At 62.9% G+C, this 26,119-nt stretch carries 19 protein-coding genes; 11 read left to right on the top strand and 8 right to left on the bottom strand.

The features are described from left to right. Nucleotides 1–153: 153 nt before the first annotated feature. Nucleotides 154–939, bottom strand: a complete 786-nt coding sequence (locus AC1D1B_RS19450; RefSeq protein WP_477334077.1) for an SDR family NAD(P)-dependent oxidoreductase — start codon at nt 937–939, stop codon at nt 154–156. Between the two features lie 83 nt (nt 940–1,022). Between AC1D1B_RS19450 and uxuA the strand changes: the two genes are divergently transcribed. Next, on the top strand, nt 1,023–2,207 hold the full coding sequence (gene uxuA / locus AC1D1B_RS19455; protein WP_477334078.1) for a mannonate dehydratase: 1,185 nt from the start codon (nt 1,023–1,025) through the stop codon (nt 2,205–2,207). A 17-nt stretch (nt 2,208–2,224) separates the two neighbouring features. On the opposite strand, the gene AC1D1B_RS19460 is transcribed toward uxuA, so the two are convergent. Then, complete coding sequence (locus AC1D1B_RS19460; protein WP_477334833.1) at nt 2,225–3,415, bottom strand: alpha-D-ribose 1-methylphosphonate 5-triphosphate diphosphatase; 1,191 nt, start codon at nt 3,413–3,415, stop codon at nt 2,225–2,227. A gap of 282 nt (nt 3,416–3,697) precedes the next feature. Here AC1D1B_RS19460 and AC1D1B_RS19465 point away from each other — a divergent pair, with 282 nt between their 5' ends. The 5 genes from AC1D1B_RS19465 (at nt 3,698) to AC1D1B_RS19485 (ending at nt 10,629) form a co-directional block, all read left to right on the top strand. Next, nucleotides 3,698–4,987, top strand: coding sequence for a D-arabinono-1,4-lactone oxidase (locus tag AC1D1B_RS19465; protein ID WP_477334079.1), 1,290 nt, complete (start codon nt 3,698–3,700; stop codon nt 4,985–4,987). Next, complete coding sequence (locus AC1D1B_RS19470) at nt 4,984–6,156, top strand: alanine racemase (RefSeq protein ID WP_477334080.1); 1,173 nt, start codon at nt 4,984–4,986, stop codon at nt 6,154–6,156. The genes AC1D1B_RS19465 and AC1D1B_RS19470 overlap by 4 nt, the downstream gene beginning before the upstream one ends. A 16-nt stretch (nt 6,157–6,172) precedes the next feature. Then, on the top strand, nt 6,173–7,885 hold the full coding sequence (locus AC1D1B_RS19475) for an aldehyde dehydrogenase family protein (protein ID WP_477334081.1): 1,713 nt from the start codon (nt 6,173–6,175) through the stop codon (nt 7,883–7,885). 48 nt (nt 7,886–7,933) lie between these two features. After that, complete coding sequence (locus tag AC1D1B_RS19480) at nt 7,934–9,586, top strand: FAD-binding dehydrogenase (protein WP_477334082.1); 1,653 nt, start codon at nt 7,934–7,936, stop codon at nt 9,584–9,586. A 278-nt stretch (nt 9,587–9,864) separates the two neighbouring features. Then, nucleotides 9,865–10,629, top strand: a complete 765-nt coding sequence (locus AC1D1B_RS19485) for a hypothetical protein (RefSeq protein WP_477334083.1) — start codon at nt 9,865–9,867, stop codon at nt 10,627–10,629. A gap of 64 nt (nt 10,630–10,693) precedes the next feature. Here AC1D1B_RS19485 and AC1D1B_RS19490 read toward each other — a convergent pair whose 3' ends face one another. The 3 genes from AC1D1B_RS19490 to AC1D1B_RS19500 are packed head-to-tail and all read right to left on the bottom strand — an operon-like array spanning nt 10,694 to nt 15,498. After that, the gene (locus tag AC1D1B_RS19490; RefSeq protein WP_477334084.1) at nt 10,694–12,220 is read right to left on the bottom strand and encodes a hypothetical protein; all 1,527 of its coding nucleotides are present in this window, start codon (nt 12,218–12,220) and stop codon (nt 10,694–10,696) included. Continuing rightward, nucleotides 12,217–13,344 carry a glycoside hydrolase family 5 protein gene (locus AC1D1B_RS19495; RefSeq protein WP_477334085.1) on the bottom strand — a complete coding sequence of 376 codons (1,128 nt, stop codon included), beginning with the start codon at nt 13,342–13,344 and terminating at the stop codon, nt 12,217–12,219. The genes AC1D1B_RS19490 and AC1D1B_RS19495 overlap by 4 nt, the downstream gene beginning before the upstream one ends. Before the next feature lie 3 nt (nt 13,345–13,347). Further along, nucleotides 13,348–15,498, bottom strand: a complete 2,151-nt coding sequence (locus tag AC1D1B_RS19500) for a GumC family protein (protein ID WP_477334086.1) — start codon at nt 15,496–15,498, stop codon at nt 13,348–13,350. 231 nt (nt 15,499–15,729) lie between these two features. Here AC1D1B_RS19500 and AC1D1B_RS19505 point away from each other — a divergent pair, with 231 nt between their 5' ends. Both AC1D1B_RS19505 and AC1D1B_RS19510 read left to right on the top strand, forming a co-directional pair. Next, on the top strand, nt 15,730–17,142 hold the full coding sequence (locus AC1D1B_RS19505) for a lipopolysaccharide biosynthesis protein (RefSeq protein WP_477334087.1): 1,413 nt from the start codon (nt 15,730–15,732) through the stop codon (nt 17,140–17,142). Then, nucleotides 17,139–18,233: a glycosyltransferase family 4 protein gene (locus tag AC1D1B_RS19510; RefSeq protein WP_477334088.1), complete on the top strand. Its 1,095-nt coding sequence runs from the start codon at nt 17,139–17,141 to the stop codon at nt 18,231–18,233. Before AC1D1B_RS19505 ends, AC1D1B_RS19510 begins: the two co-directional genes overlap by 4 nt. Before the next feature lie 121 nt (nt 18,234–18,354). Here AC1D1B_RS19510 and AC1D1B_RS19515 read toward each other — a convergent pair whose 3' ends face one another. After that, nucleotides 18,355–19,857, bottom strand: a complete 1,503-nt coding sequence (locus AC1D1B_RS19515) for a glucosamine inositolphosphorylceramide transferase family protein (RefSeq protein ID WP_477334089.1) — start codon at nt 19,855–19,857, stop codon at nt 18,355–18,357. A gap of 259 nt (nt 19,858–20,116) precedes the next feature. On the opposite strand from AC1D1B_RS19515, the gene AC1D1B_RS19520 reads away from it, so the two are divergent. Beyond that, complete coding sequence (locus tag AC1D1B_RS19520; RefSeq protein WP_477334090.1) at nt 20,117–21,265, top strand: GNAT family N-acetyltransferase; 1,149 nt, start codon at nt 20,117–20,119, stop codon at nt 21,263–21,265. A 76-nt stretch (nt 21,266–21,341) separates the two neighbouring features. Here the strand turns inward: AC1D1B_RS19520 and AC1D1B_RS19525 are convergent, their stop codons facing one another. Together AC1D1B_RS19525 and AC1D1B_RS19530 are read right to left on the bottom strand one after the other, a co-directional pair. Continuing rightward, nucleotides 21,342–22,568 carry an FAD-dependent oxidoreductase gene (locus AC1D1B_RS19525; protein ID WP_477334091.1) on the bottom strand — a complete coding sequence of 409 codons (1,227 nt, stop codon included), beginning with the start codon at nt 22,566–22,568 and terminating at the stop codon, nt 21,342–21,344. After that, nucleotides 22,565–23,338: a WecB/TagA/CpsF family glycosyltransferase gene (locus AC1D1B_RS19530; protein WP_477334092.1), complete on the bottom strand. Its 774-nt coding sequence runs from the start codon at nt 23,336–23,338 to the stop codon at nt 22,565–22,567. The genes AC1D1B_RS19525 and AC1D1B_RS19530 overlap by 4 nt, the downstream gene beginning before the upstream one ends. An 890-nt stretch (nt 23,339–24,228) precedes the next feature. Here AC1D1B_RS19530 and AC1D1B_RS19535 point away from each other — a divergent pair. Continuing rightward, nucleotides 24,229–25,281, top strand: a complete 1,053-nt coding sequence (locus AC1D1B_RS19535) for a Dyp-type peroxidase (RefSeq protein ID WP_477334093.1) — start codon at nt 24,229–24,231, stop codon at nt 25,279–25,281. Next, nucleotides 25,278–26,084: a family 1 encapsulin nanocompartment shell protein gene (locus tag AC1D1B_RS19540; RefSeq protein WP_477334094.1), complete on the top strand. Its 807-nt coding sequence runs from the start codon at nt 25,278–25,280 to the stop codon at nt 26,082–26,084. Before AC1D1B_RS19535 ends, AC1D1B_RS19540 begins: the two co-directional genes overlap by 4 nt. The last annotated feature ends 35 nt before the right edge of the window (nt 26,085–26,119 follow it).

The following is a 26,119-nucleotide window of genomic DNA, read 5'->3' on the forward strand; positions in this document are numbered from 1 at the left end:
CCCGCCAATCTTCTTTTGTGAATAATATTTTCACATATGGGATGAGGTTGCAAGCGGGGCCGGCGAAATTCGGCTATCCCGATTACGCGCGGGCCTGCAGCGCCTGTGGTGTTGCCGGGAGGCGACCAGCGGAGCGTTGCCTGAACGATGGCGCTACCTCACCCCGATGCCTGCGGTCAGGCCGCCATCGATCCTGTAGTCGGCGCCGGTGCAGAAGCCGGCCTTTGACGAGCACAAGAAGGCGATGAGTTCCGCCACTTCCTCCGGTTCGCCGATACGGCCAAGCGGATGCGCTGCACCAAAGCGCTTGTAGGCCTCTTCGACATCGGTATCGCTGCCATTGTCGCCACGCGCGGCCTTTTCCAGGATCGGCGTGCGGATCGAGCCTGGGCTGACCGAATTCACGCGGATGCCGGCCGCCGCATAGTCGAGCGCCAGCGCGCGCGTCAGCGTGTGGATGGCGCCCTTGGTCGTGGCATAGGCGGCGACGTTCTGCTGGCAGGCAAAGCCCTGCACCGAGGCGACGTTGACGATGGCGCCGCCGCCGCGCTTGATCATTTCCGGAATGCCGAAATGGGCGGTCAGGTAGATCGAACCGACATTGACCGTCATTGCCCGGTTCCAGGTTTCCCAGTCAGTCGTCGTGGCGGTTCCATAGGGGTGGACCGCAGCCGAATTGACGATGACGTCCAGGCCGCCGAATTTTGTGATGCCAGCCGCCACCGCATCGCGCACCTGGTCGGAGACCGAGACGTCAGTGTCGATGACCAGCACTGCGGCGCCAGCACTTTCCAGGTGCGCTTTCATCGCCGCATTGGCGGCGCGGTCGATGCCGCAGGCGATGATTGCGGCACCACCGGCCGCAAGGCGTCTGGCGGTCGCCAGGCCAATGCCGGTCGTCCCCGTCACCAGGGCCACCTTGCCGTCGAAATCCTTCATTTTCGAAAACTCCTCCATTTTCTATCGACTCCCATCGCGGTCCAACAATAAGTTGCCAACCTCTCGCAGAAGGAAAGCCGAAAATGGAACAATGCTGGCGCTGGTATGGACCCGACGACCCGGTGACGCTCGATCATGTCAAGCAGGCGGGCGCCACCGGCGTGGTCTCGGCACTTCACCACATCTATGACGGCAGGGCGTGGCCTGAAGCCGAAGTGCTGGAGCGTAAGCGCATTATCGGGGAAGCCGGACTGACCTGGTCGGTCGTCGAGAGCATCCCGGTCCACAATTCCTTCAAGATCGGCGCACCGGAACGCGAGCGCTATGCCGGCTATTATCGCGACTCAATCCGCGCGCTGGCCAAGGCCGGCATCGCCACGATCTGCTACAATTTCATGCCCGTGGTCGACTGGACCCGTACCGATCTCGCCTACCGGCTGCCGACGACGGGTTATGCCTTGCGTTTCGATGCGATCGATTTCGCCGCCTACGATCTGTTCGTGCTGAAGCGCAAGAATGGTGCGGCAAGCTATACGCCGGCGCGTATTACCCAGGCGGAAGCGCGGCTCAAGGAATTGCCGCCCGAGAAGATCGACCAGATCGAGCGCAACCTGATCGCCGGTCTGCCGGCGACCGAGCGCAAATATGACCGCGAGAGCTTTCGCGAGGCCTTGGCGGACTATGACGGCATCGGGCCGAAGGAGCTGCGCGACAACCTCGCCTGGTTCCTGCGCGAGATCATTCCGGTAGCGGAAGAGGAGGGGGTGCGTATGTGCATCCATCCTGATGATCCGCCGTTTTCCCTCTACGGCCTGCCGCGCGTCGTTTCGACCGCCGAGGATGCGCGTTTCATTCTCAATGCTGTCGACAGCCAAGCCAATGGGCTGACGTTCTGCACCGGCTCCTACGGCACGCGCGCCGACAACGACATTGTCGCCATGGTCAAGGAATTCGCCGACCGCATCCATTTCGCCCATCTGCGCAACATCACCATCGAGAAGGACGGCTCGTTCTACGAGGCCGAGCATCTCGAGGGCGGCACCGACATGGCGCATGTCATCTTGGCGCTGATGCAGGAAGAGGCGCGCCGCCATAGAGAAGGCCGCGCCGACTGGCAAATCCCGATGCGGCCGGACCATGGCCATCTGCTCGCCGACGATATCGGCAAGACAAGGATCAATCCCGGCTACTCGCTGATTGGCCGCCTGAAAGGCCTCGCCGAACTGCGCGGCATCATGCGCGCCGTGGAGACATTCGGGCTGGCTTGAAGGGACAAACCCTGCGTTCAATGCCAGTGCCGGCTCAGCGTGCCATCGCTGTAGATCATGCGGCCGGCGCGGAATGTCGCCCGCACCCGCGCCACCGGCAGGCGATCGGCCACCACGAGATCGGCCAGCAGTCCCGTCTTAATGGCGCCGCGATCGGTAAGCCCTAGCGCCGCGGCCGGATTGGCACTCGTCAATGCTGCCGCCGCGACAAGACTGCCGTCGCGCAGTTCGGCCAGGCTAAGCACGGCCGGCAGGATCGAAGCCGGATGATAGTCGCTGGCCAGCATGTCGAGCAGCCCGGCATCGTAAGCCTGGCGTGCCGACAGATTGCCGGAATAGGACTGGCCGCGCAGCGCATTGGGCGCTCCCATCACGGTATGCATGCCAAGCCGCCTGGCTTCCTGCGCCGCTTCCAGCGTCACCGGGAATTCGCTCAGCGTGGCGCCAAGGCCATGCACCAGTTCCACCTTCGCCAGCGTGTCGTCATCATGCGAGGCAAGCGCGACGCCATTGGCCTGCGCACGCGCCGACAGGTCCTGCAATGCGTTGAGCACATCGCCCTGGCCTTCGCGGCCGGCCATGCGATGGCCGACGACCTCGGACGCTTGGGCAATCGACATGCCGCGTTCGTTGGCGATGCGGGCGATGTAGAGTTCGACATCGCGATACTGGCCTTGGCCGGGCGTGTGATCCATCAGCGAGATCAGATGCAGCCTGCCGGCGTCCATCAGCTTCTGCAGCATGGCAATGGCCGGGGTGAAGGTGACTTCGAAGCGGGCATGGATGCGGTGATCGACCAGCAGGTGGTCCTTCATCCCGGCAATGGTGTCGATGATACTAGACGTATGCTCTTCCGAGCGCGCAACGCCACTGGTGATGCTGGCGCCGACGAAGGACAGCGCGGCATAGGCGGTGGTGACGCCGCAGGAGGCAAGCTTCTTATCGAGTTCGGCAATGCCGATCTTCATCGGCACATGCACGCCAAGGCGCGGTTCGACTTCCTTCTCGACCATGTCGCCATGCATGTCGATGAAGCCGGGCAGGAGCAGGCGGCCGCCGCCTGATATGTCGGCATTCTCGACCGGCTCGTTTCGGATCTCGGCAATCCGGCCGTTTTCGATGCGGATGGCGCCGCTCGGGATGACGCGGTCGCGCAGGACAATTTCGAATTCACTTAGCCACATGCAATTTCTCTTCGAGGCGGTCAGGACGGGATTTTCGGTCGGCAAGACCAAGGGACAGGCGTCCCCATAACAGCTGCTTGCCCCCGAAAAATGACAATCGGTGACGGGCCTTGCGATTGACGCGAAAAGTCACGGTTCATGAAAGTTCACGGCCGCATTTCTTTTCAAGCCGGCTTCGGGTCTGTCACTCGATTGCCAGCTTGACAGAAAGCTGACAATGTATCATATTCAAAAAGCTGACTATGTATCATATTATTCCGCGCAGCGCGCAAGACCGGTAAAGCCGGCTGTCCCAGGGAGGCGATTGTGGGAGACGCTATCAGCCAGTGGAGCAATTGGTCGGGCTATGTCACGGCCAGGCCGCAGGCTTTTGCCGAACCGCAGACTCTCGATGAATTGGGCGAGCTCGTGCGCAGCGCGCCGGGCCCTGTGCGCTTCGTCGGCACCGGGCATTCCTTCACACCGCTGGTCAGGAATGACGGCACCATCCTGTCGCTCGACCGCTTCGAGGGGCTAAAGTCACACGATCCCGAAAAACTGACGGCCCGGGTCGGCGCCGGCACCAAGATCGGCGCGCTGGCAAAACTTCTGCATGGCGTCGGCCAGGCGCTGCCGAACATGGGCGACATCGACAAGCAGGCCTTCGGTGGAGCGCTCGGTACCGCCACGCATGGTTCGGGCATAACGCTCGGCGCCTATCATACCCAGCTTGAGGCGATGCAGATCGTCGACGGGCGCGGCGCGGTGAAAGAGTTCGACCGCGCCAAAAGCTCCGACATGATCGATGCCATGGGCGCCTCGCTCGGCGCCTTTGGCGCCGTCACCGAGGTGACGATCCGCAACATGGCAAGCTACCGGATGCGGCACCGCCGCTGGACGGCGCCGATTGCCGACGTGCTATCGCAATTCGAGAGCACCATGACGGCGCATCGTTCGGCAGAATTCTACTACGTGCCGTTTTCGGGCCAGGCGCTGCTGATCGCCAGCGACATCACCGACGCGCCGGCGACGGTGCGCCCGCCGACGGAAGACGACGATGCGGTGACAACGCTGAGGAAGTTGCGCGACTATCTCAGCTGGTTTCCCTGGCTGCGCCGCCGTCTAATCGGCTCGGCCTTCGCAAAAGTGCCGCCGGAGGATTATGTCGAGGAGTGGCTGAAGGTCTTCACCTCGGAGCGTAACGTCAAGTTCAACGAGATGGAGTACCACCTGCCGTTCGAGGAAGGGGCGGCGGCGCTGAGCGAAATCATATCGCTCCTCGAGGCGCGGTTTCCGGAGGTCTACTTTCCGATCGAAGTTCGCGTCGTCGCGCCCGACAATGTTTGGCTCAGCCCCTTCTACAAGCGCCCGACCTGTTCGATCGCCATCCATCACGGTGTCGAGCGCGATCCGATGGCGTACTTCAACGCCGCCGAACCGATCTTCAGGAAGCGCGGCGGCCGCCCGCATTGGGGCAAGATGCACAGCCTCACGGCCAAAGATCTGGGCGCGCTCTATCCGCGCTGGAACGATGCGATGGCTGTGCGCCGCGAGATGGATCCGGACAACCGTTTCGTGTCGCCCTACATGGCCAGGCTGCTCGGCGTCGCGGCATGAGCCTGACCGACACCTATTTCGCTGAAATGTCGGGCGCTCTCAGGGCCGCCGGGATCTTTCAGCCTTGCCTGGTGCTCGATCTCGACCGGCTCGACCACAACATCGCTGCGATCAAGGCGAAGTTCGCCACGGGCCTCGATCTGCGCCTCGTCGACAAGTCGCTGCCATGCCTGCCACTGATCGAGCACATCCGCGCGGCGTTCGCGACCGACAGGCTGATGACCTTCCATCTGCCGATCAGCGCCGAGATGCTGAAAGCCTTTCCCGATGTCGATCTGCTGCTGGGCAAGCCGATGCCGGTCGCCGGCGCCAGGCATGCGCTGACCAAGGGCGTCCTCGCCGGTCTTGGCGAAGCGACGTCACGCATCGTCTGGTTGATCGATACCGAGGAGCGGCTGGCCGCTTATGGCGCGCTTGCCACCGAGCTCGACCGCGAGCTGCGCATCGGCTTCGAGGTCGATGCCGGGCTGCATCGCGGCGGTATCAGCAATCCGGACGCACTGGCGCGAGCGGTTGCCTCGCTGAGCAACTACCCGCGGCTGAAATGCGAAGGCGTCATGGCCTACGAGGCGCATATCGGCCATATCCCAAAACTGCTGGGAGGACCGGTCAAGGCGCGGGCCAAGGCGGTCAGCCTGTTTCGCCAGTATGTCGCCTGCCTTGCCGCCGATCAGCGCAAGATCCTCAATCTTGGCGGCAGCAGCACGGCGTTGCTCTATGACAATTGGGTCGGCGCCAATGAATTGTCCATTGGATCGGCCTTCATGCTGCCGACCGATTTCGACGTGCCCAGCCTCAGCCAATTGCAGCCTGCCGCATTCATCGCGACGCCGATCCTGAAGGTGGTCGATGTCCGGCTGCCGGGCCTCGACGAGCGCTCCTGGCTGCTGCAAAAGCTTGGGCTGTTACCGCGCCGCGGCTGTTTCCTCTATGGCGGCAAGTGGATGGCCAAGCCCGTCCATCCCGTCGGGATGAAGAGCGACAAGACGTTCGGCTTTTCGACCAATCAGCAATTCATGGCGTTGCCCGACGATGCCAATGTCGGGCCAGACGACTACGCCTTCCTGCGTCCGACGCAGAGCGAATTCGTGCTACAGCAGTTCGGTTCGATCCAGGTCTATTCCGGCGGGAAATTCGTCGAGCAGTGGGCCGCACTGCCGTTTTCGTAAAATGGAGGAGGATAGGATGGTCGCCAAGGCAGTCAAAACGCAGCCCGTGCAGCCTGAATGGGCAGCCGAGCTCGACCTCGCGCTCACCGATCTCGACGCCAGGAAGGACGATTGGGCGCAGACCTCGAATGGCGAGCGCATCGCGCTCCTGCGGCAGGTCAAGGATCACATCCGCGAGGTCGCCGAAGCGTGGGTCAAGACGGCGGTGCGCAAGAAGGGCATCCCGACCGGCTCGCCTCTGGAAGGCGAAGAATGGCTGGCGGGCCCGGCGGCGCTGATGGATGGCTGCAACCAGTTCATCCACACGCTGAGCCTGATGGAGGGCAAGAAATTCCTAGACAGACTGCCGGTCCGCACCTTGCCCAATGGGCAGGTGGCGGTGACGGTGGTTCCGAATTCGCTCTGGGACAAGGTGCTGTTCACCGGGCTCAAGGCCGAGATATGGATGCAGCCCGGCGTGACCAAGGCCAATCTGGCCGCAAACACCGCATCGGCCTATGACGCGCCGCGGACCAGCCGCAAGGGCAAGATCGGCCTCGTGCTCGGCGCCGGCAATGTCGCCTCGATCGCGCCGCTCGACTGCCTGCACAAGCTGCTCGTCGAACACCAGGTCGTCCTGCTCAAGATGAACCCGGTCAACGACTATCTCATCGATTTCCTGCGGCCGGCGCTGCGGCCGCTGATCGAGTTCGGCGCGCTGCGCATCGTGCGCGGCGGCGCTGATGTCGGCGCGTATCTGTGCAACCACGATCTCGTCGACGATATCCACATCACGGGTGCGGCCGCCTCGCATGATGCGATCGTCTGGGGGCCTGGTGAAGAGGGTCGCAAGAACAAGGCGGCAGGCACGCCGCGCAACAGCCGGCGTATCACCTCCGAGCTTGGCGGCGTGGCGCCGACCATCGTGGTGCCTGGCCCATGGTCGAATGCCGATATCGCCTATCATGCCGAGCTGATCGCCACGAAGAAGCTCAACAATTCCGGCTTCAACTGCATCGCCTGCCAGATGCTGGTGTTGCCCGAGAACTGGGACAAATCCGATGCGCTTCTGGCCGCGCTCGAAAAGGTGATGCAGAAGGCCCCGTCACGCCCGGCTTACTACCCGGGCGCCACCGAGCGTCTTGCCGCCTTCGAAGCGCATGCCGACAGCGTGCAGAAATTCGAGCGGCCCGGCGGACCTGCCTGCGTGGTGGTGCCGTTCCGGCCGGGCACGGACGCCTATCTCGAAAACGCCGAGGTGTTTGCGCCGGCACTCAGCGTCATGCGATTGCCGGCGGGCAATGCCGAATCCTACCTGCGCGCTGCTGTCGCCTACGCCAATGAAAAGCTGCACGGCACGCTGGCCGCCAACATCCTCATCCATCCCAAGACGATCGCCGAAATCGGCCGGCCGCGCTTCGAGGAGATCGTTGCCGAACTGCGCTATGGCGGCATCGGCATCAATTCCTGGAGCGGGGTTCTGTTTGCGCTGCTGCGCCCGACCTGGGGCGCTTTCCCCGGCCACACGCTCGACGATGTGCAGAGCGGCATCGGCGTCGTCCACAACACCTATCTGTTCGACAAACCGGAACGCAGCGTGCTCGAAGCGCCGTTCCGCATCATACCGAAGCCGGCGTGGTTCCTGACCCACAAAAGGGCGCACATGGTCGGCCGTCTGATCACCGAGTTCAACTACCGGCCGAGCCTTCTGAAACTGCCGCGCATCATCTGGAACGCGCTGCGCGGCTAGCAACAAGCATCCGATGTCAAAACAAAGGCCGAGACAGGAGTGACGACAATGGCTGACGCGGATGCAATCGTCGTTGGTGGCGGGCTGGCTGGCCTTGCCGCCGCCGCGGAACTCGGCGATGCCGGCAAGCGCGTGATCATCGTCGAACAGGAAGGCGGCGGTTTTCTCGGCGGCCAGGCATTCTGGTCGCTCGGCGGTCTCTTTCTGGTCGACACGCCCGAGCAGCGCCGCTTGCGCATCAAGGACAGCCGCGACCTTGCCTGGCAGGACTGGCTGGGTTCGGCCCAGTTCGACCGGCCCGAGGATCATTGGCCAAAGAAAGTGGCGGAAGCCTATGTCGATTTCGCCGCAGGTGAGATGCGGCCGTGGCTGCACGGCATGGGCATGCGTTGGTGGCCGGTGGTCGGCTGGGCCGAGCGTGGCGGTGCGCTGGCCAACGGCCACGGCAATTCGGTGCCGCGCTTCCACCTGACCTGGGGCACTGGGCCGGGCGTGGTCGCGCCGTTCGAAAGGCGCGTGCGCGAACACGTCGCCAAGGGGTTGATCACGCTGAAATTCCGCCATCAGGTCAGCCGGCTGATCAAGACCAACGGCGCGGTCACCGGCGTCGCCGGCGAAATCCTGGAGGCGTCCAACGTCGAGCGCGGCAAGCAGTCGAACCGCACGGTCGTTGGTGATTTTGAACTCTTGGCCGGTGCCGTCATCGTCACGTCCGGCGGCATTGGCGGCAACCACGATCTTGTCCGCAAGGTCTGGCCGGTCGAGCGGCTGGGGCCGGCGCCGAAGCGGATGGTCGCCGGCGTGCCGCACCATGTCGACGGACGCATGGTGGCGATCACCCAGGACGCCGGCGGCGCCGTGATCAACGCCGACCGCATGTGGCACTATGTCGAAGGGATCAAGAACTGGAATCCGATCTGGCCGAACCATGGCATCCGCATCCTGTCGGCGCCGTCGCCGCTATGGTTCGACGCACTGGGACAACGCATGGAGGCGCCGTTCTTCCCGAGCTTCGATTCGCTCGGCACGCTGAAGCGCATCCTGTCGACCGGACGTGATTATTCGTGGTTCGTGCTGACCAAGACGATCGCCTCGAAGGAGTTCGTGCTGTCGGGTTCTGAGCAGAACCTCGACTTCACCGGCAAGGATTGGCGGGCCGTGCTGAAGAACCGGCGTGGCGGCAAGGCGCCGCCATCGGTGGCGGCGTTTCTGGAAAAAGGCGAGGACTTCGTCGTCCGCGAAAACCTGGCCGACCTGGTCGCCGGCATGAACGCGTTGTCCGGCGACAATCTGCTCGACTACGACCGGCTCAAGGCGCAGATCGTGGCGCGCGACCGCGAGGTCGACCATGCCTACACCAAGGACGCGCAGGTCACGGCCATCCGCGGCGCCCGCAACTACATCGGCGACAAGATCTTCCGGGTGACCAAACCGCACAAGATACTCGACCCCAGGCACGGGCCGCTGATCGCGGTGCGCCTCAACATCCTGACCCGCAAGACGCTCGGCGGCCTGCACACCAACCTCAATTCGCAGGTTCTCGACGGCGATGGCGAGCCCGTTCCCGGGCTCTATGCGGCAGGCGAGGTGGCCGGCGGCGGTGGCGGCGGCTATCACGGCTACAATGCGTTGGAAGGGACATTTCTCGGCAGTTGCATCTTTTCCGGCAGGAACGCAGGTCGGCACGCGGCGGGCAGATGACGCCCTGGCCAACGCTGCCATCGACACCGAGACAGGCCATCATCGGGTGCCATAATGGGGATATTTTCCGACCACAAAGCAGATTATTAATCGTCCTGCGTTATTGGCATTCTGGGGGTGAATGGGTCTGGTAATCTGATCGTATTCACGGGTCGACTATGGCAGCACTTGGTACCCTTCCTCCCGATCTCAGCTGCCGGCCAATTCGCCAGGGTGATTGGGATGGCGTAGCCGATTGCCTGCTCCGGGGTTTTCCAGAGCGTAGCCGCACCTACTGGATGCGCGCGCTCGCCCGTTTGTCGCAGCGGCCCATTGTCGCCGATTTTCCACAATACGGCTTTGCCCTGGAGAATGCCGGCCAGATCGTTGGCGTTGTGCTGACGCTATACGCCCGCTTCCCTGGCCGGGAAGGCGACGAAATACGCTGCAACATTTCAAGCTGGACGGTGGACGAAGGGTACCGTCCCCAGGCCATGAAGTTGATTTGGGCGATCCTCAGGCGGAGGGACGTGACCTTCACGAACATTTCGCCGGCGCCGGCGACATTGAAGGCCAACAAGGCACTCGGCTTTCGGCTTTTTTCGCATGGACAATTTGCCTTCTTGCCCGCCTTGAGTTCGGTGCGGGGGTCGTGTCGGGTGCTTGAGGTTCGTCCCGATCTTGCCGAATTGGCGATGCTCTCCGACGGCGAAAGATACATCGTCCTGGAACATGCCGCGCTGGGCTGCCTCTCTCTGGTCTGCATTTGCGACGGGGTGGCGTCTCCGCTGGTGTTGATGCCGCGCCGAATACTGCACGGTCTTATCCCCTGCGCCCAGATCGTCTATTGCCGCTCCCTGACGGATCTGAGCCGGTATGCCGGCGCCGTGGGGCGCTTTGTCTTGCGACGGGGGATCCTGCTTTGCCTCGCCGACGCCAAGGAGCCCATCCCTGGCCTGTTCGGCCGCTACTTCGCCAACAGGGGGATAAAATACTTCAAGGGCCCGAACCCGCCGGCGCCGGGCGACCTGACCTTCACCGAGCTTGTGGTGTTCGGGCCTTAATTGCTCTCCTTCATGACGCAATTCCCAAGGGAAAGCGCTACGCGCTTTTCCCGGGAAAACCGTTTCACACTTTTCCTGGAATTGCTCTTTGCACTGCCAGCTGGCGCCAGCGCGTGCCCAGCGACACACCGACAAGCAGCAGGCAGAAGGCGAGAGCGAGGGGTGAGTAGAATGCCTCTTCCTGCAGCACGGCATTGGCCGAGATGGTGACAATGCCGACGAAGCCGAACAGGAAATCCGGGTCGCCGGTTTCGATCAGCTGCCGACGTGCCGCCATGGCGAGCGCCGCCAGGAAGCCGAAGAAGACCAGGCTGCCAATTCCCATCTGGTAGAGCATGACGCCGACTGCGCTTTCGACGGGGACGGAGGCAGCACCTTCCGCTTGCGCGGTCGACCAACTGAGATTGATGCTGGTGCTCGACAGATTGCCGCCTAGCCCCAGTCCTTGGCCGAGCGGGTTGGCAAGGAAGTCGCGTATGCCTGCCGCCAGGCCGAGCACGTGATAGTCGCCATGCGTGGCGCCATAGGCGATTGCCGCGGTCGTCCAGACGATGGCCAGCGCGACGACACCGGCAAGCGTCAGACCGGTGCGGGAAGGGCGATGGAACAGCCGCACGCACAGCGCGACGAGCAGCATGAATGTCGCACCCTTGGAGCCGATGACGAGCAGCAGCGGCAAGGCAGCGATGGGCAGCAGCCAGCGGCCTCTGAAGAGCAGCCACGCCGATATGATGCTGAGCGCATAGGCATAGCTGATCGAATGAAAGTTCGGACCGCCGATACGAAAGACACTTGGCAGGATGTCGTTGAAGAACGGCGTGTTGAAGAAGGTCGTCGTCATCACGTCCTCGAGCCCACGGAAAACGAAGCCAGTCTCCTTGAGCGCCTTCTCCCACACGCCGGTCTCGATCTGCCGCGCGATGTTGCGTTCGATGTAGAGGTCGCCATGAAAGAGGCCGAGGAAATTCATCGTGAAGGTCAGTTCGACATAGCCGTAGATGACCGCGCCGGTGCCGAGCCAGAGCATGCTCTTGCGCAGGTCGACCGGATAGAGGGCGGCGGCGAGCACCGCGATGTGGAAGCAGGCGAGTGGCGTGATGGTGTTTCGGAAATAGACGACCGCGTCCTTGGGGCCGCCATGCACGGCTCCGAGCGCCAGATAGAAGGTGATGGTTGCGCAGAGCACGAGGCTGAGCAGCAGCCAGGGGCGCAATTCGGTCAGCGCGCGCACGCGGTGTTGGAACGACGCGGCAAGGAAGATGCAGAAGGCGGTCATCAGGATGATGAAGTTCGTACCGCGCAGCGCATCGAACGTATCGTTGTCGGGAATGTAAGGCGTGTACCACGCCACCATGAGGTTCTGGTAGAGAAAGGCGCAGATGATCACGACAGGAATGCCGGCAGGCACCGCATTCGAAACGATCAGCGTCACTATGAACGTCGCGACAATCCCGAACGGCGTCCACACCGCAAAAGCCGAAACGCCGAGCGCCACGACGATAAGCGCCATCGAGATATGCAGCAGGGCCTCGGCGCTCGATGCGTTCGGTGCGCTGAGCCCGACGCGGGGATATGCTCCGGTGACGCTCATAGCTGGCCTGCCTCGCCCAGGAGGGCAGCCATCATCGAGGCGTCGAAACCTTCCGGGCTCTGCCTGCTGGCGATGAAGCCAAAGCCCTGGTCGAGCTCCCAATAGGTCCAGCCGATATGGTTGGTTTCGGCGGCCTCGCGCACGGCACGGACCCAGGCCGCGCGGCTTTGCGCATCGACGCAGAAATTGAGCACGCCGAACTCGTTCAGCATCACCGGGCAGTCATGAGCCACCGACCAGCGTGCGGCCTCGGCAAAGTTCGAAGCAATCGCGGCCGCCGTCCATGGGTTCGAGAGTTCGTTCTCGAGCAGGGAAGCAGCCTCTTCGTCGCCGGCAGCGCGCAATCTTGCAAGGAGGTCGCGGACCGCAGGGGTCTCCCTTGTCGCGGGAAACGGCAAATTGGCCATGCGCGCCAGCGGCGACGTATCCCAGTTCTCGCACTGATGGGTGAAGGCCATCGGTGCGTAGAAATGGATGGCGGCGATCTGGTTGTCGTCGGCCAGAGGCGGCGTGTCGGCTATCTCCCATATGCCCTGGAAGCGTGCCGGCCCCCAGACCAGCGTGTGGCGCGGACATGTTGCGCGCAGCGTCTCCGCGAGCCTGTCGCGCAGCGCCAGCCAGACGGTGCGTTCCATCGGCGGCTCGTTCAACAGCTCCGGATAGACCGAAGCCGCCGGCAGATCGGCGATCACGGGACGCAAGGCCGTCCACGCCTGCACGACCTGTTCGCTTGCGGCTGCCGGATCGCGCTCAAAGGCGGCGTGAAGGTCGGCGGACGGGTGCATGTCGACGAGAACGGCAAAGCCCAGCCCAACAAGGTCGGCGACGCCATCATGGATGCGGCGGAGCCCAGCCGGGTCGCCGGCCGAGATAAGATCGCTGTTCACCGGCAAGCGGATAGTTTCAAACCCGGATTGGCGCAGCTTTTCCAGCGTCGCAGTGGCGGGGGCGATTCCCGCCTCGCGATCGAGCCATCCCGGAAGATTGAAGCCGCGCGATGGGACACTGCGCACGGTCGTCGTGGAACGGGCGGGAAAGGGGAGGGTGGCAAGCAGAGCCCCGCCAGCCAGCGCGAGCGCTTGCCGCCGAGACATCACCGGCAGCGATGTCAGCTCCGCCGGCACGGATCAGCTCCTCGCAGCCGAACTGCGGCGCCGATCGGCGGCGCCGGAAGGCTGCATTGGCGTGCGCGCGGCCGGCTGCGCGGTCTGTGGTGCGATGACCAGCGTAGCACTGCGTCCGATCTGGGCGACGCCCAGCCGTTGCACCAACAGGGCGGCGGCGTCGGCTGCCTCCTCCGACGGGTTCAGCGCCAGCAGTGTCAGATCGGCCTGCGTGAAAAATTCCGGAGACCAGGCCTTTTCGCTGAAGGCCGGAGCGCTGACGAGGATGAAGTCGAAGGCGTTTCCGGCCTCGGTCAGGACGTCGCCCAAGGTCCGTCCACCTTTTTGCCCCTGCGGGCTGCAGATGGCGGTTCGCAGGCCGCTGGCGCTGTCGACGAATATACCGGGGCCATGGCCCGTCGAAGCGGATGGCTGGCCTTCGATCTCAACAACCAGCACGTTCTGCTCGACGCGCTGCAGGCTGATCCCGATCAATGCGCCGGCAAGCCTTGCCTCGAGGCTGCTGCGCGTCGAGGACACGGCCAGCACAAAGGGTTTGGGATGGTCGTGCAGGCGCAGGATGATCTGCCGCATCAGCTTCAGCACATCGCGCGAAAGCGCCTCGTCGCCGTCCTGGAACAGCGAGGCCCTGATCGCCTTGATGCCTGAAAGCACCGTACCGCCGGCCGGCACGCGGTATTCGCCCAGACTGGCCGGAACCGGCTTCGGAGCCGGCTGGGCAGCGGCACGCGGTGCCTCCTGCCTCGGCTGGACCGCCGGCACCATTTCTTCCTTGGGCGCTTGCGGTTCGTCTTCGGGCCGGCGGACCGGGCCGAACGCCAGAGCGAGACCGCATCCGGCGAGAAGGCCAAGAACCGCGCTCACCGGCAGGAGCAGGGCCGGCTTCGGCCAGGTCGGCTGCAGTGGCGGCGAAGCCTTGGCGATCGTGCGCGCCTCGGAGGTCTGGACGCCCTCCATCTGCGAGGTTTCCTTGGCGCGCTTCAGATAGTCGTCGAGGACACCGCGTGCGGCCTGGGCCTTGGAGTCCAGTTGCCGCAGCTGCACCTGGGCAAGGCTCGAGTCGGAAGACTGCTGGCGAAGGGCTCCGAGCTTGGCCTGCAATTTGCCGACATTTTGCGCGGCAAGATCGTAGCTGGCCTTCAGCTGCTGCCTGATGCGGTCGGCCTCGGCGCCCATGAGCCGGTTCATCCGCTCAAGCTCGGACCGCAGCCGCGCGATCGCCGGATGGCGCGGCCCATACATGGTTTCGAGATTGGCGAGTTCGGCGGCGCGCTGATTGTAGTCGTCGCGCAATTTGATGGCCGAGTTGGAAGACAGGATTTCCGCCAGCCTGGCGAGACCGGCAGGTGAGCTGCCGACGGCAAGCGCCTGATTGTAGCGGTCCCTTGCCTGGTCGGCGTCGCCTTGGGCGGTGATCAGTTGCGTCGTCAGCTGGTCGAGCTGGAATTGCAACGTGCCGCCATCGGTCGGATCGACGATCCTGTGCGTCGTCTTGAAATCCTCGACCGCGCGTTCGGCGTCGCTGACGTCCTTCTGCAGGCCCTTGATCCGGTCGTTGAGGAGGGAGTTCACATCGCTGTTGGCGCCTTCGCGTTCCCCGGCAAGGCCGGTCCGGTAGCGTTCGACGATGGCGTTGGCGATGCGCGCGGCCGTCTCCGGCGATTTCGAGGTGAAGCTGACATTGATGACATAGGTGAGCCCTTCGCGCTCCACCGATACCGCTTTTTGAAAGCGCTTGAAGGTCGCGTCGCGCGTGGCCTTCTGGTCTGATCCGAATATGGAAAACAGCCGCGATATCAGGCCGCGGCCCGAGAATTCGGGGTCGCTCGCCACCTTCTGACCGTCGAATACGTCGCCCAGCAGATCCTGCGATTCAATGACGAAGACCTGGCTGGCAATGGCGGCGCTGTCGGAGCCGATGCCGGGAAGAACGCTGTTGAAATTGGTGGAACGCGAATCGCGCGGGTCGATCAGGATCGAGGCCGTTGCCGTGTAGCTCGGGCTGGTCACCAAGAGATAGAGCACCGTCAGCAGCAGCACGGCACCGGCGATGGCCAAAATCATCAGGCGACGGCCCCAAATAATCGCCCACAGCGCTGCGATATCAAACAACGGTGGAAGCGTGCGATCGTCGATGCCGGCAGGACTCATCATTTTTCCTCTGCAGAGTCACGTCACTCTACACCTCGCACTATTCCCCATTATCGTTAGCCTTTCGTTAAGGTTACCAAAGCGTTTCACCTTTGTATGCAGGTGTGCCAGTAACCATTCGTCGCGTTCGGGGCTGGCGCATGCGGGAGTTTTTGTTCTATTCAGGGACAGGTTTCAGGGTCGGTTCGGCTGCCGCGGGGGCAAGGCCATTGCCGATCGTCACAGGAGCCGATCTTGGATGACAACATAAGCGACAACAAAGCCGCAATGGCTGGGAGCGGCAATCCGGCAGCCGACATGCGCATGTCCATCCCCGCGCTCGCCAGGAGCGGGGCGGTCGCGGGTGTGATCAAGCTCGCCAGTGCCGGCCTGTCGTTCCTGATGTTCGTGGCCGTAGCGATGGTGATGGACGAGCGGCAGTTCGGCCTCTACAGCGCCACCTATGCCGGCGCCAGCCTGGTTTCTTTCTTTGCATCGGTCGGCCAGCAGAGCACAGTGCTCAGGTTCTGGCCGCAATATGCCGGCCTCGGCGACCTCAATTCGGCGCATGGCATGATGGCGCGCGCAATATTTGTGGCGCTGCTCGGGCTTGTCGTCTCCAGCCTGCTCATCCTGGCGGCGGGGTTTTTGCCGTTCATCGGCGGCGGCACTCCGGAATGGCTGTCGCTGTGCCTGGCTGCCGCAGTGCTGTCATTCTCGCTCGGCTGGTCGGAATTCACCTCCGGCGCCTTCCGCGCCAAAAATGCGCTCATTTACGGCCTGTTGCCGCGCGATATCATATGGCGGGCGGCAACCATTGCCGCCATTCTCTGCTTTCGCTTCATGCATGTCGGCGTCAGCGCGGTGGAGGCGACCTATCTGACCGCGGGGCTGCTCCTCCTTTCGGTGGTGCCGCAAACGCTGTCCCTGCTGCGCGACACGTCGCGCGCCGAGCGCGGTCCGCTTAGCCCAGCGCAAAAGCAGGAATTCAAGACGGTGACGCTTGGCCTGTGGGGCGTCACCTCACTGCCGCCGGCGCTCGGCCAGGTCAGCACCTTGCTCGTGGCCATGATCCTGGGGCCGGTGCCGGCCGGCGCAATCTTCGTCGCGGACCGAACGACGCGGTTCGTGGCGCTGGCGCTCAACGGCATCAACCAGGCGCTGGCGCCGCAGATTTCGAGCGCCTTCTACAGCGGCGACAGGGCGCATGTGCAGCGCATCACCAGCCTTGCGGCACTTGGCAGCTTTGCCATCGCGCTCTGCGTGCTGGCGGCGTTCTGGCTTTTCGGCGGCTTCATCCTGTCCATCTTCAATCCGGCCTATGACACGCCGACCATGCGCACGACGCTGGTCATCTTCGGCATCGGCGCGACCTTCGGAACCGCTTGCGGCCCGATCGAGATACTGCTGCAACTGACCGGCCTGCAGCATGCGCTGTTCAAGGTGCTGGTCGTCGTCAACGTGCTGGGGCTCGCCGCGACGGCCGCGACGACCTATTATTTCGGGCCGGTCGGCGCGGCGGTCACCATCGCCGCAACGGTGATTGCCTGGACTGCCATCGCGGTGTCGATCGCACGGCGCCGAATAGGCATAAACCCGTCCATCTTCGGACTCGCGATGGGCAAGGCGGCAGCCGTTTCCGGCCCTGTGCTTAGAGACGGCACGTGAAGATCGTGCAGGTCCAGACGCAGGCGGAGGCGGCCGGCGCGCAACGCGTTTCCGACATGGTGGGTGAAGGATTGCGGGCGCGCGGCCATGATGCCCGCACCGTCTTCATGTACCGGAAGACCGACGCCTTCGACCACGACGCCAGCGCCGATTTCATTCTTACCGAGCCGCCAAGAGGCTTGCCGGGACAGATTCGGGCAACCATCGGGCTGGTGAGCTATCTGCGCAACGCGCGGCCGGATGCCGTCATCACCTATCAGCACTATGGCAATATCTTCGGCACGATCGGCGCCCGACTGGCCGGGGTCAGGCACATCGTCGCCAACCAGAGCGGCGCACCGCAGACCAAGGGCACCATGGGCCTGCTCTCCCAGATCGACAAGCTGATGGGCGTGACCGGCCTTTACCACGCAAACATCGTCAACTCGGCCTGGACCGAGGCGCAATTCGATCACTATCCGCAAGCCTACCGGCGGCGCCTCCATCGCATCGATCACGGTGTTCCGGCACCGAGTGAGCAATTCGACAAGGCGGCGGCGCGTGCCCGCTTCGGCTTGCCGGGCAATGCATGGCTTGCCGTCTCGTCCGGACGCCTGACACGGTCGAAGAACCAGATCGCGCTGGTCGGGGCACTTGAGCGGTTGTCCGACATCCATGTAGCGCTTGCCGGCGTCGGACCGGAACTGGAGACGCTTGTCACCTTTGCCAGGGAGCGAGGTGTGGCGGACCGGTTGCACCTGGTCGGCGAAGTTCCGCCGGTACAGATTTTCGAATTCCTGGCGGCGGGCGATGTCTACGCCTTTCCATCGACGAGCGAGACCTTCGGTCTTGCCTGTGTCGAAGCGGCGATTTCCGGTCTGCCGGTGGTGGCGAGCAATCTTGCGGTGATGCGCGAGGTGCTGACCGCGCAAGATGGCGGACCGGCTGCGATCTTCGTCGAAGCCGACGCCGCAGGCATGGCCACGGGGCTGGCCGAGATGATTGCCAGTCCGGACGTCATGGCCAGGCTTTCGGCGGCCGGGCGGCGGCTCAAGGACAAGTACTCGCCGGCCCGGATGTGCGCCGGCTATGAGGCGCTACTGCTTTCCTAGAGCAGTTCACCGTTTCACGGAAACGTCGAACCGCTCTATTTCTTTGTTCTCACGCAATTCCAAGGGAAAGCGCTACGCGCTTTTCCCGGGAAAACCGTTTCACACTTTTCCTGGAATTGCTCTAACGCCTTCGCACCGCCGCGATCCCGTCGATTACTTCCAGCCTGCCGGCTCGGTTGAGCGTGTGGATTTTCGGGTATGGCCAGTCGCCGTCGGCGACGATCGGCCGGGGCGCTGAAAGCCGCACCGTCTGCCGGTCGAGCTGCAACAGTTCGGACAGACTGAGGCCGCCGCCATAGCCGAGCGTTCCATCTTGAACGGGAAGGACGATGCGTCCGTCCGGGCTGCGAACGAAAGCGCCGCCCGGACGTGCCGCGCGGTGGTCGATCAGGATCGGGTTGCCGGCATGTGGCGTCCAGGGGCCGGTGAGGCCCGGGGCTGAAAACACCACCAATGTATCGGAGGTGCTGCCGTAGCCGTCGCGATCTGCGGCGAACAGCCAGAGCAGCCCGTCATGTTCGAACAGCGTTGCGTCGGAAATCTCGCCCTCGACCAGCACCGTCTCAGCGGTCCAGTGGTCGGGGAAAGCTGACGCGCGATAGAGGGTGAGTTTGCCGCTGGCACTGGCCTCGGGAAGCATCCAGATTGCCCCGTCGCGCTCGAATACCTGGGGATAGGAGAGGTGGTGCGGTTCCTCCAGCACCACGCGCGGCGCCTCGGGAACGCCGTTGGCGTCAAACGCAACGACCGAGATGACAGCCTTGCCGGTGGCGTGGGGATAGTCCTCGACGAACAGGAACGACCGGCCCTGCCATTCGAACGGGAACGGGTCGGCGTAGAAATGATCGCCGGGGTCGGACAGGACCGACCAGCCGTTGCCAAGCCTGCCGGTTTCCGCGACGCCGGGAGCATCGGTAAAGCGGTAGCCGACCCGCCAATGCGCGTGGCGATAGCTGACGCGCCGGATAATTTCACGGCCAAGCCGCGGCAGCGCCGAACCGAGATAGGCGGGCAGGAATTGCGTTGCCGGAGCGCTGCGAGCTTCAGACGACTGTTCGTTCTGCAAGGGCCGGCCGTCGGCAAAAGCCTTGGCGACCGAAACGACCAGGGTGATGGCGCGTGCGAGCACATCTTCCGTGCCGAGCGCCACCGATTCCCGCTTGTCCACCATCGGCCGTGCCCGGCCGACCACTTTTCCATCAAGGACGGCCTCGATCACGGGCAACCTTCCGGCGGCGATCGCTGTCGCCACGGCAAGATCGGACTGAGATCCGTCGAACAGGAGGCCAATGGTTGGAACATCGGATCGCGGCGCATTGCCGGAAAGATCCAGTCTGAGCGCTGCGGGCCGGCCGGTGGGCTGGACCGGAATCTCGTTCAGCGCCGCAGCCAGATTCGGACGGCGGCGCCGAAACAAGCGCTGTTCGAAAGCAAAGGCGGCTTTGGCCGACCCTGGCCAGCCTGCCGTTCCCGGCTGCTGTAGCACAGCGACATCGTGGCCGTCCGAACGCAGCCGCTCGATGACAATCTTCTGCCACAGGCGCGGGGTAGTTTGCGGAACAATGACGTCGATCGCCAGCATGTCGTACCAGTTCGCGATTGTATCGGGACCCGGCCTGGACATTTGAAAAGCAATGACCGGTAAAAACAAATGACTGACTGAAAAAACTTACCTTGCGGTTACTTGGAAGTCTGGCCACCCGCTTTAGGGGAAGATCTTGACCAACCCTGCCGGCCAGCCGACGAATGCTGGATTGACGACAGATATGCAATCAGCACTCGAGGCCCCGTATATACCAAGTTCCTAACATTCCATGCGGTTGACCTTGACGTGGAACGCAAGACAGCGTCGATAGACCATGCCCAGCCGGTTCGGACCATAAATGTTTGAAGTCACAGTCGAGGATTCGTTCGATTTTCGTTCGAAGGAATATGCCGAGCTTTTCGCCAGCTCGGCCGCGACCGCTTTTCAGCACCCCATTTGGCTCGCCCTGCTGTATGAGAAGATCGTTGGGCATGGTGCGGCCACGCCGCTGATCATCGTCGTGCGCACAGGCGGAAGACTGGCGATGGTCCTGCCGCTGGTCAGGCGCCGCTACACGCTGCTGAAAGTCGTGGAATTCGCCGACATGCGTGTTTCCGACTACATATCGCCGGTCACCGACGAGGAGACGTTTTCGCGCATCGTGGCAGATGGCCGCACTGTGGCCGCCATCCGAAAACATCTGAAGCCCTATGATCTGCTGCGCATCGGCAAGCTGGCCGACCGCTCGCTGGCAATCGAGCACTTGTTTGGCATCGACAAGCGCGAAAGCATGGGCATGAGCGCCTATTCCAGCAAGCTGGAGACGACATTCGCGGCGTGGCGCGAAAACCAGCTCGACAGTTCCTATCGCAAGGAACTCGACAAGAAGTCGCGGCAGCTCGGCCGCATGGGTCAGGCGCGTTTTGAATGTTCGGATAGTATCGACGCCATCCGGACGACATTCGATGCCCTCAAATTGTACCGCGGCAAGCGTTTCGACGGCAGCGACGGCCCGGCCGACCTGTTGCAGTCGCCGTCCTATTTCGAGTTCTATATGGCCGTGGCGGCCGAGGGATGTGGCGGTTTTGCCCGCACCTACACCTTTTGGATGGACGATCGGGCGATCGCCGGCGCGCTCGGTCTCGCACATCGCGGCTCGCTGCTGGTCATTCTCGGCGGCTTTGACGAGGCGGGTTACAGGAAGCAGTCGATCGGCAGCCTGATGTTCGAACAGATCGCCCGCGACTGCATCGAGCGCGGCGACCATTCGCTCGATTTCACGATTGGGGACGAACCCTACAAGATTACCTTCGGTGGCCGGCCATCGCCGATGTGGCAGATTTTCAGGGCCGGCAGCCCGCTCGGCTATGCCGCGCACATGACCGTCGAGAAACTGCCGGCGGCCAAGGCGCTGGCGCGGCGGCTGGTCGGGTCGCATGGCAAGAAGCCCAAGTCTGGCCGCACCGTGCTGCCGCAAGCGCCCAGCGACGAGGCGGCCGGTTCCTAGAAAAATGTGAAGCGGGTCCCCGGGAAAAGCGCGTAGCGCTTTCCCTGCGGAATTACGCAAAAAACAAAGAGCTGTTTTAGGTCGCGGCTTCTATGCTCGGCTTTCTGAAGCTCCGCAGCCTGGCGGCGAAAGCGGGGCTCAGAGCGTCGATCCTCTGCATGACGCGGCGGCGGCTGAAATGAAGCTGTCGGCGCGCGCGCCAGCGCAGGTCCGTGTCGATGGTCAGGCTGCGGCGAAAATCAGCCATATGCAGGCCGTGTTCGTCCATCGCCAGCTTTACCGGATCGTCGTAGAACGTTGCGATCTTGGCCGCCGCCATGCCGGGCGAAGCCATCCAGTCCGGCACATGCACGGTGCACAGCCGCTCGACATCGGTAAGGAGCCGGCTGACGCCGGTTCCGGCGGCCGGACAAGAGGTCTGATAGGCATCGCCGATCAAAACGATACCATTGCGCACACAGTTCTGCGCCACGGTGATGTCGGTGAGCCAGCTGTCGACACGGTTGATGACTTCGAAATCGCCGAATGTCTTAAGCAGCCCCGGCAGTGTTTCGATGAGCGTTTCCCGTGGACGTTCACGCAGCGCCTTCACCCAGGGATCACGGTGATCGCGGAAGACGAACAGATTGGCGCGCGTGACGTCGGCGGCGGGAAACAGTGTCAGGTAATCGATGCCGTCGGAGACCCGCTCGCCGTAGTAGGTGACGGCCGGGTGCTTGAAGGCGCTTGTTCCCACCGGGCGCAGATTGAAGCCGAAGGTCAGCGACTGCTTCTGATGAACGAAGTGGCGCTCGATGCCGACGTCGCGCTTCAGAATATCGCCCATGCCGGTGGCCAGCACGAGCAGCCGCGCCGTCACGTCGTGATGGTCGAGGATCGACACGCGCTGGCGGTCCTCTCCTGTCTCGAGGCCGTTGACACGGCCGGAGATGAAGCGAACGTTTTCGGGCAGTTCGGCACGCATGGCAGCAACGAGGTCATCGTAGAAAATGCCGTAGTGGCGCGCATGCGTGCGGTCGAGGATACGCCCCCTGCGAATGTTGACGATGTTGTCGAAGACCACGGCCGCCGTCGAAAGCCTGTCCAGAAGGCCAAGCCGGCGCAGTTTTTCAGCCTGGTCGCTGGAGACTTTCTCGACACGAAACTCCCTGGGAAAGACCGAATGGCGATCGATCAAGATGACGCTGTAACCGGCCCGTGCGAGCACATTCGCCGCAATGGTGCCGGAAAGTCCGGCGCCGACGATGGCGATCTCGGCATCGGTCCCTTCGGGCAGCGGAGTGTGGTGATGCTCGGCCGTCATTTGGAGTACCTCAACATGGCATAGACGGCGCGGGGACTGGTTGTGAAGTAGCGCCAGAAAAGCCGGCGCGGCTCCATCATCACACGCCAGAGCCACTCGAAGCCAGCCTTCTGCACCCATAGCGGGGCGCGCCGGACCTTGCCGGCGATATGGTCGAAAAGCCCGCCCGACGTCTTGATCAGGCCGACATTGTGGAGCCGCGATGCATAGTCGCGGATAAAGATCTGCTCGCGCGGCACGCCGAGGCCCAGCCACAATATGTCGGGTGCAAGCGCGTTGATCTCGTCGAGTTTCCTTTCAAGCGCCTGGCCGGCCAGAAAGCCGTGACAGTTTCCGGCGATGCGCAGGCGAGGGTATTTGGCGCTGATGCGGGCGACAGCTGTGTTGTTCTCCGCCTCCGTCGAGCCAAGCAGGTAGAAGGTCGTACCTTCCTGCTCGGCGAGCTTGGCTACATCGTGGAACAGGTCCGTGGTGGCGACCCGCTCCGGCAGATGCACGCTGCACAGCAAGCGCGAGGCAAAAACCAGCGGCTGGCCATCGGCGAAGATCTGGTCGGCCTGGCGAAAGAGCCGGGCGACTTCCGTGTTCTGCCCCACCTGGGCGATGACATCGCCATTGGCGGAGGTGAAATAATAGGGGCGGGTGTTGGGCAGATGCCCGCGCGCCGACGCGATCATCAGCCGGGCGGCGTCGTGCCGGTCGATGACGGTGATCGGCAAGCCGCCAAGCACAACCGTCGGCAAGGCGGGAAGCTGCGTGCCGGTTGTCACGCCTGCAGGTCCGGTCTCGCCAAGCGAACGGGGATGGGAAGCCTCACCTGTTGCGGACGCCTCGGGGCGCCGCGCATCCGCTTCGCGGATCGCGCCCTTACCCCTTTGAGACTTTTTCGAAACGTCGCGCATCGCGGAAATTACCCATTTCGAAGTATTCTAAGTAAAATGAGAGGAAAGTTAAGCGATACGTTAATAGGTAGTTAACGCATAAAATTTTCATAAAATTTATAGATAAATCAATGAGTTGTGCCGCCCGGATGAAGCGCTGTCCAAACCGCGAAGAACGCACCATTTCAGGTCGAGCATTTTTTGGCCATAGAGCATGAAAAATCCAACTGGATCAATGCGCTCCTTGCATTTCGTCGGCCGACAGAATTCGATGGTGGTGTGGCGGGGACTTTGGCGCCGCGAACGCTCCCGCAGGCAGCGGGCGACACGGAAATGCCGACGCGGCCTGGGTCAACAATAGTCGATGAATTCCGGATTTCCGTCATGTTCCATGGATAGCGATTGCTTTAGATTGGATGTCAAAGGCATCAACCGATGCGATGCTTGCAAGCAACCGCCCTTAGTAAAACTATGTCTTTCCGGTTGCATTTACTTGCAGACATTGTTTTCGTGCCATGCATCGAGAAATTCGACGCCGCTGCTTGTTGCAACCCGGTTCGCTCTGTCGGACCTGCCCGCGATACCGGCAATCGAAGGGCAGGGCGCATCGTGAGGCCGTCGGACAAAAATCCTTCCGACCTATCCCTTGGAGGGATGCCCATTGCGGCGGGAATACCTTATCGTCGAGAGCGGGCGCAAGCGCCAAATCCTGTGAACCAACCTGAGCAAGATGCTGCTTGATTCAGGCACCGCGTCAGAGGATACCGAACGGATCAAGCATGGAGTCCAGTTTGCCAGCCGTTGTTTCGCAACCGGTCGTCGCGCTTTTGACGCGGGCCGCGATCTTTCTTGTCATTACGCTCAAATCCGACCCTGAACACGACGCGACCGCACGCGGCCTGTGTGCCGACCTTTCCGCGCTCAAGCGAGCGGTCGGCTTTCGCGACCTCGAGGGCGGGTTGTCCTGTGTCATGGCAATTGGCTCTGACGCGTGGGACCGGTTGTTTGCAACCCCGAAGCCTAGGGATCTGCATCCGTTCCGCGAGATCCGCGGCCAGCATCACGCCGTTTCGACGCCGGGCGACATGCTGTTTCATATCCGTGCGGCGCGAATGGACCTCTGCTTCGAACTGGCGACGCAGATCATGACGCGGCTTGGTAGCGCCGTCGCCGCGACGGACGAGGTGCAGGGCTTCAACTATTTCGACAATCGCGACTTGATCGGTTTCGTCGATGGCACCGAGAACCCGGTGGATCAGGGCGCAATCGACGCCACCATCATCGGCGAGGAGGATCCCGGCTTTGCCGGCGGCAGCTACGTCATCGTGCAGAAATATTTGCACGATCTGGCGCGCTGGAATGAGGTGCCGGTGGCGGAGCAGGAAAAGATCATCGGGCGAACCAAACTTTCGGACATCGAACTGGACGATGCGGTGAAGCCGACATCGGCGCACAATGCGCTGACGTCGATCACCGAGGATGGCGAAGAGCTGGAAATTCTGCGCGACAACATGCCGTTCGGCGATGCAGGCAAGGGCGAGTTCGGCACCTATTTCATCGGCTATGCCCGCTCGCCTCGCCGCATCGAGCAGATGCTGGAAAACATGTTCATCGGCCGTCCGCCCGGCAATTACGACCGGCTGCTCGACTTCAGCCGCGCGGTGACCGGCACGCTGTTTTTTGTTCCGTCGGCGACGTTCCTCGAAGATGTCGCAGCGGATGCGGCTGCCGCTCCTCTCGCGGCCCAACCCGAGACGACGGATCAAGCTCAGTCGCGCCCGCGCGACGGTTCACTCGGTATCGGATCTCTCAAGGATGTGAGGCAGACATGAACACTCTTTATCGGGAACTCGCTCCCATTTCCGACGCCGCTTGGGCGCAGATCGAGGACGAGGCATCGCGCACGCTCAAGCGCCATCTGGCGGCGCGGCGCGTCGTCGATGTCGTCGGCCCGAAGGGTTTTGAGCTTTCGTCCGTCGGCACCGGTCATCTCAAGCAGATCGCAGGCCCGGGCGAGGGGGTTCAGTCAGTGCAGCGCGAGGTCAAGGCGCTGGTCGAGCTGCGCGTTCCGTTCGAACTGACACGCCAGGCCATCGACGATGTCGAACGGGGTGCTACGGATTCAGACTGGTCCGCGGTGAAGGAAGCGGCGCGCAAGATTGCCTTTGCCGAGGATCGCTCGGTGTTCGATGGCTACGCCGCCGCCGGCATCCAGGGCCTTCGTGAAGGCACCAGCAATCCGGTCGTGGCACTGCCGGCCAAGGTGATGGGCTATCCGGAAGCGGTCGCCCAGGCGGTCAGCCAGTTGCGGCTTGCCGGCGTCAATGGTCCCTATGCGCTGGTGCTGGGTGCTGCGGCCTACACGGCTGTCAGCGGCGGCAGCGACGAGGGCTACCCGGTCTTCCATCATATCGAGCGCATGGTCGATGGCGGTATCATCTGGGCGCCGGCCGTCGAAGGCGGGTTTGTGCTGTCCACACGCGGCGGCGATTTCGAGCTCGATATCGGGCAGGACTTGTCGATCGGCTACCTCTCGCATTCCAGCACGAGCGTCGAACTCTATCTGCAGGAGACGTTCACCTTCCGGCTGCTGACGACGGAGGCATGCGTTACGCTTGCGCCGCCGCGAAAGTGAGCTCGAAGTCCTGAAGGCCTGGCCGCAAGATCGGC

The sequence above is a fragment of the Mesorhizobium sp. P2_C5_2 genome (assembly GCF_056404535.1).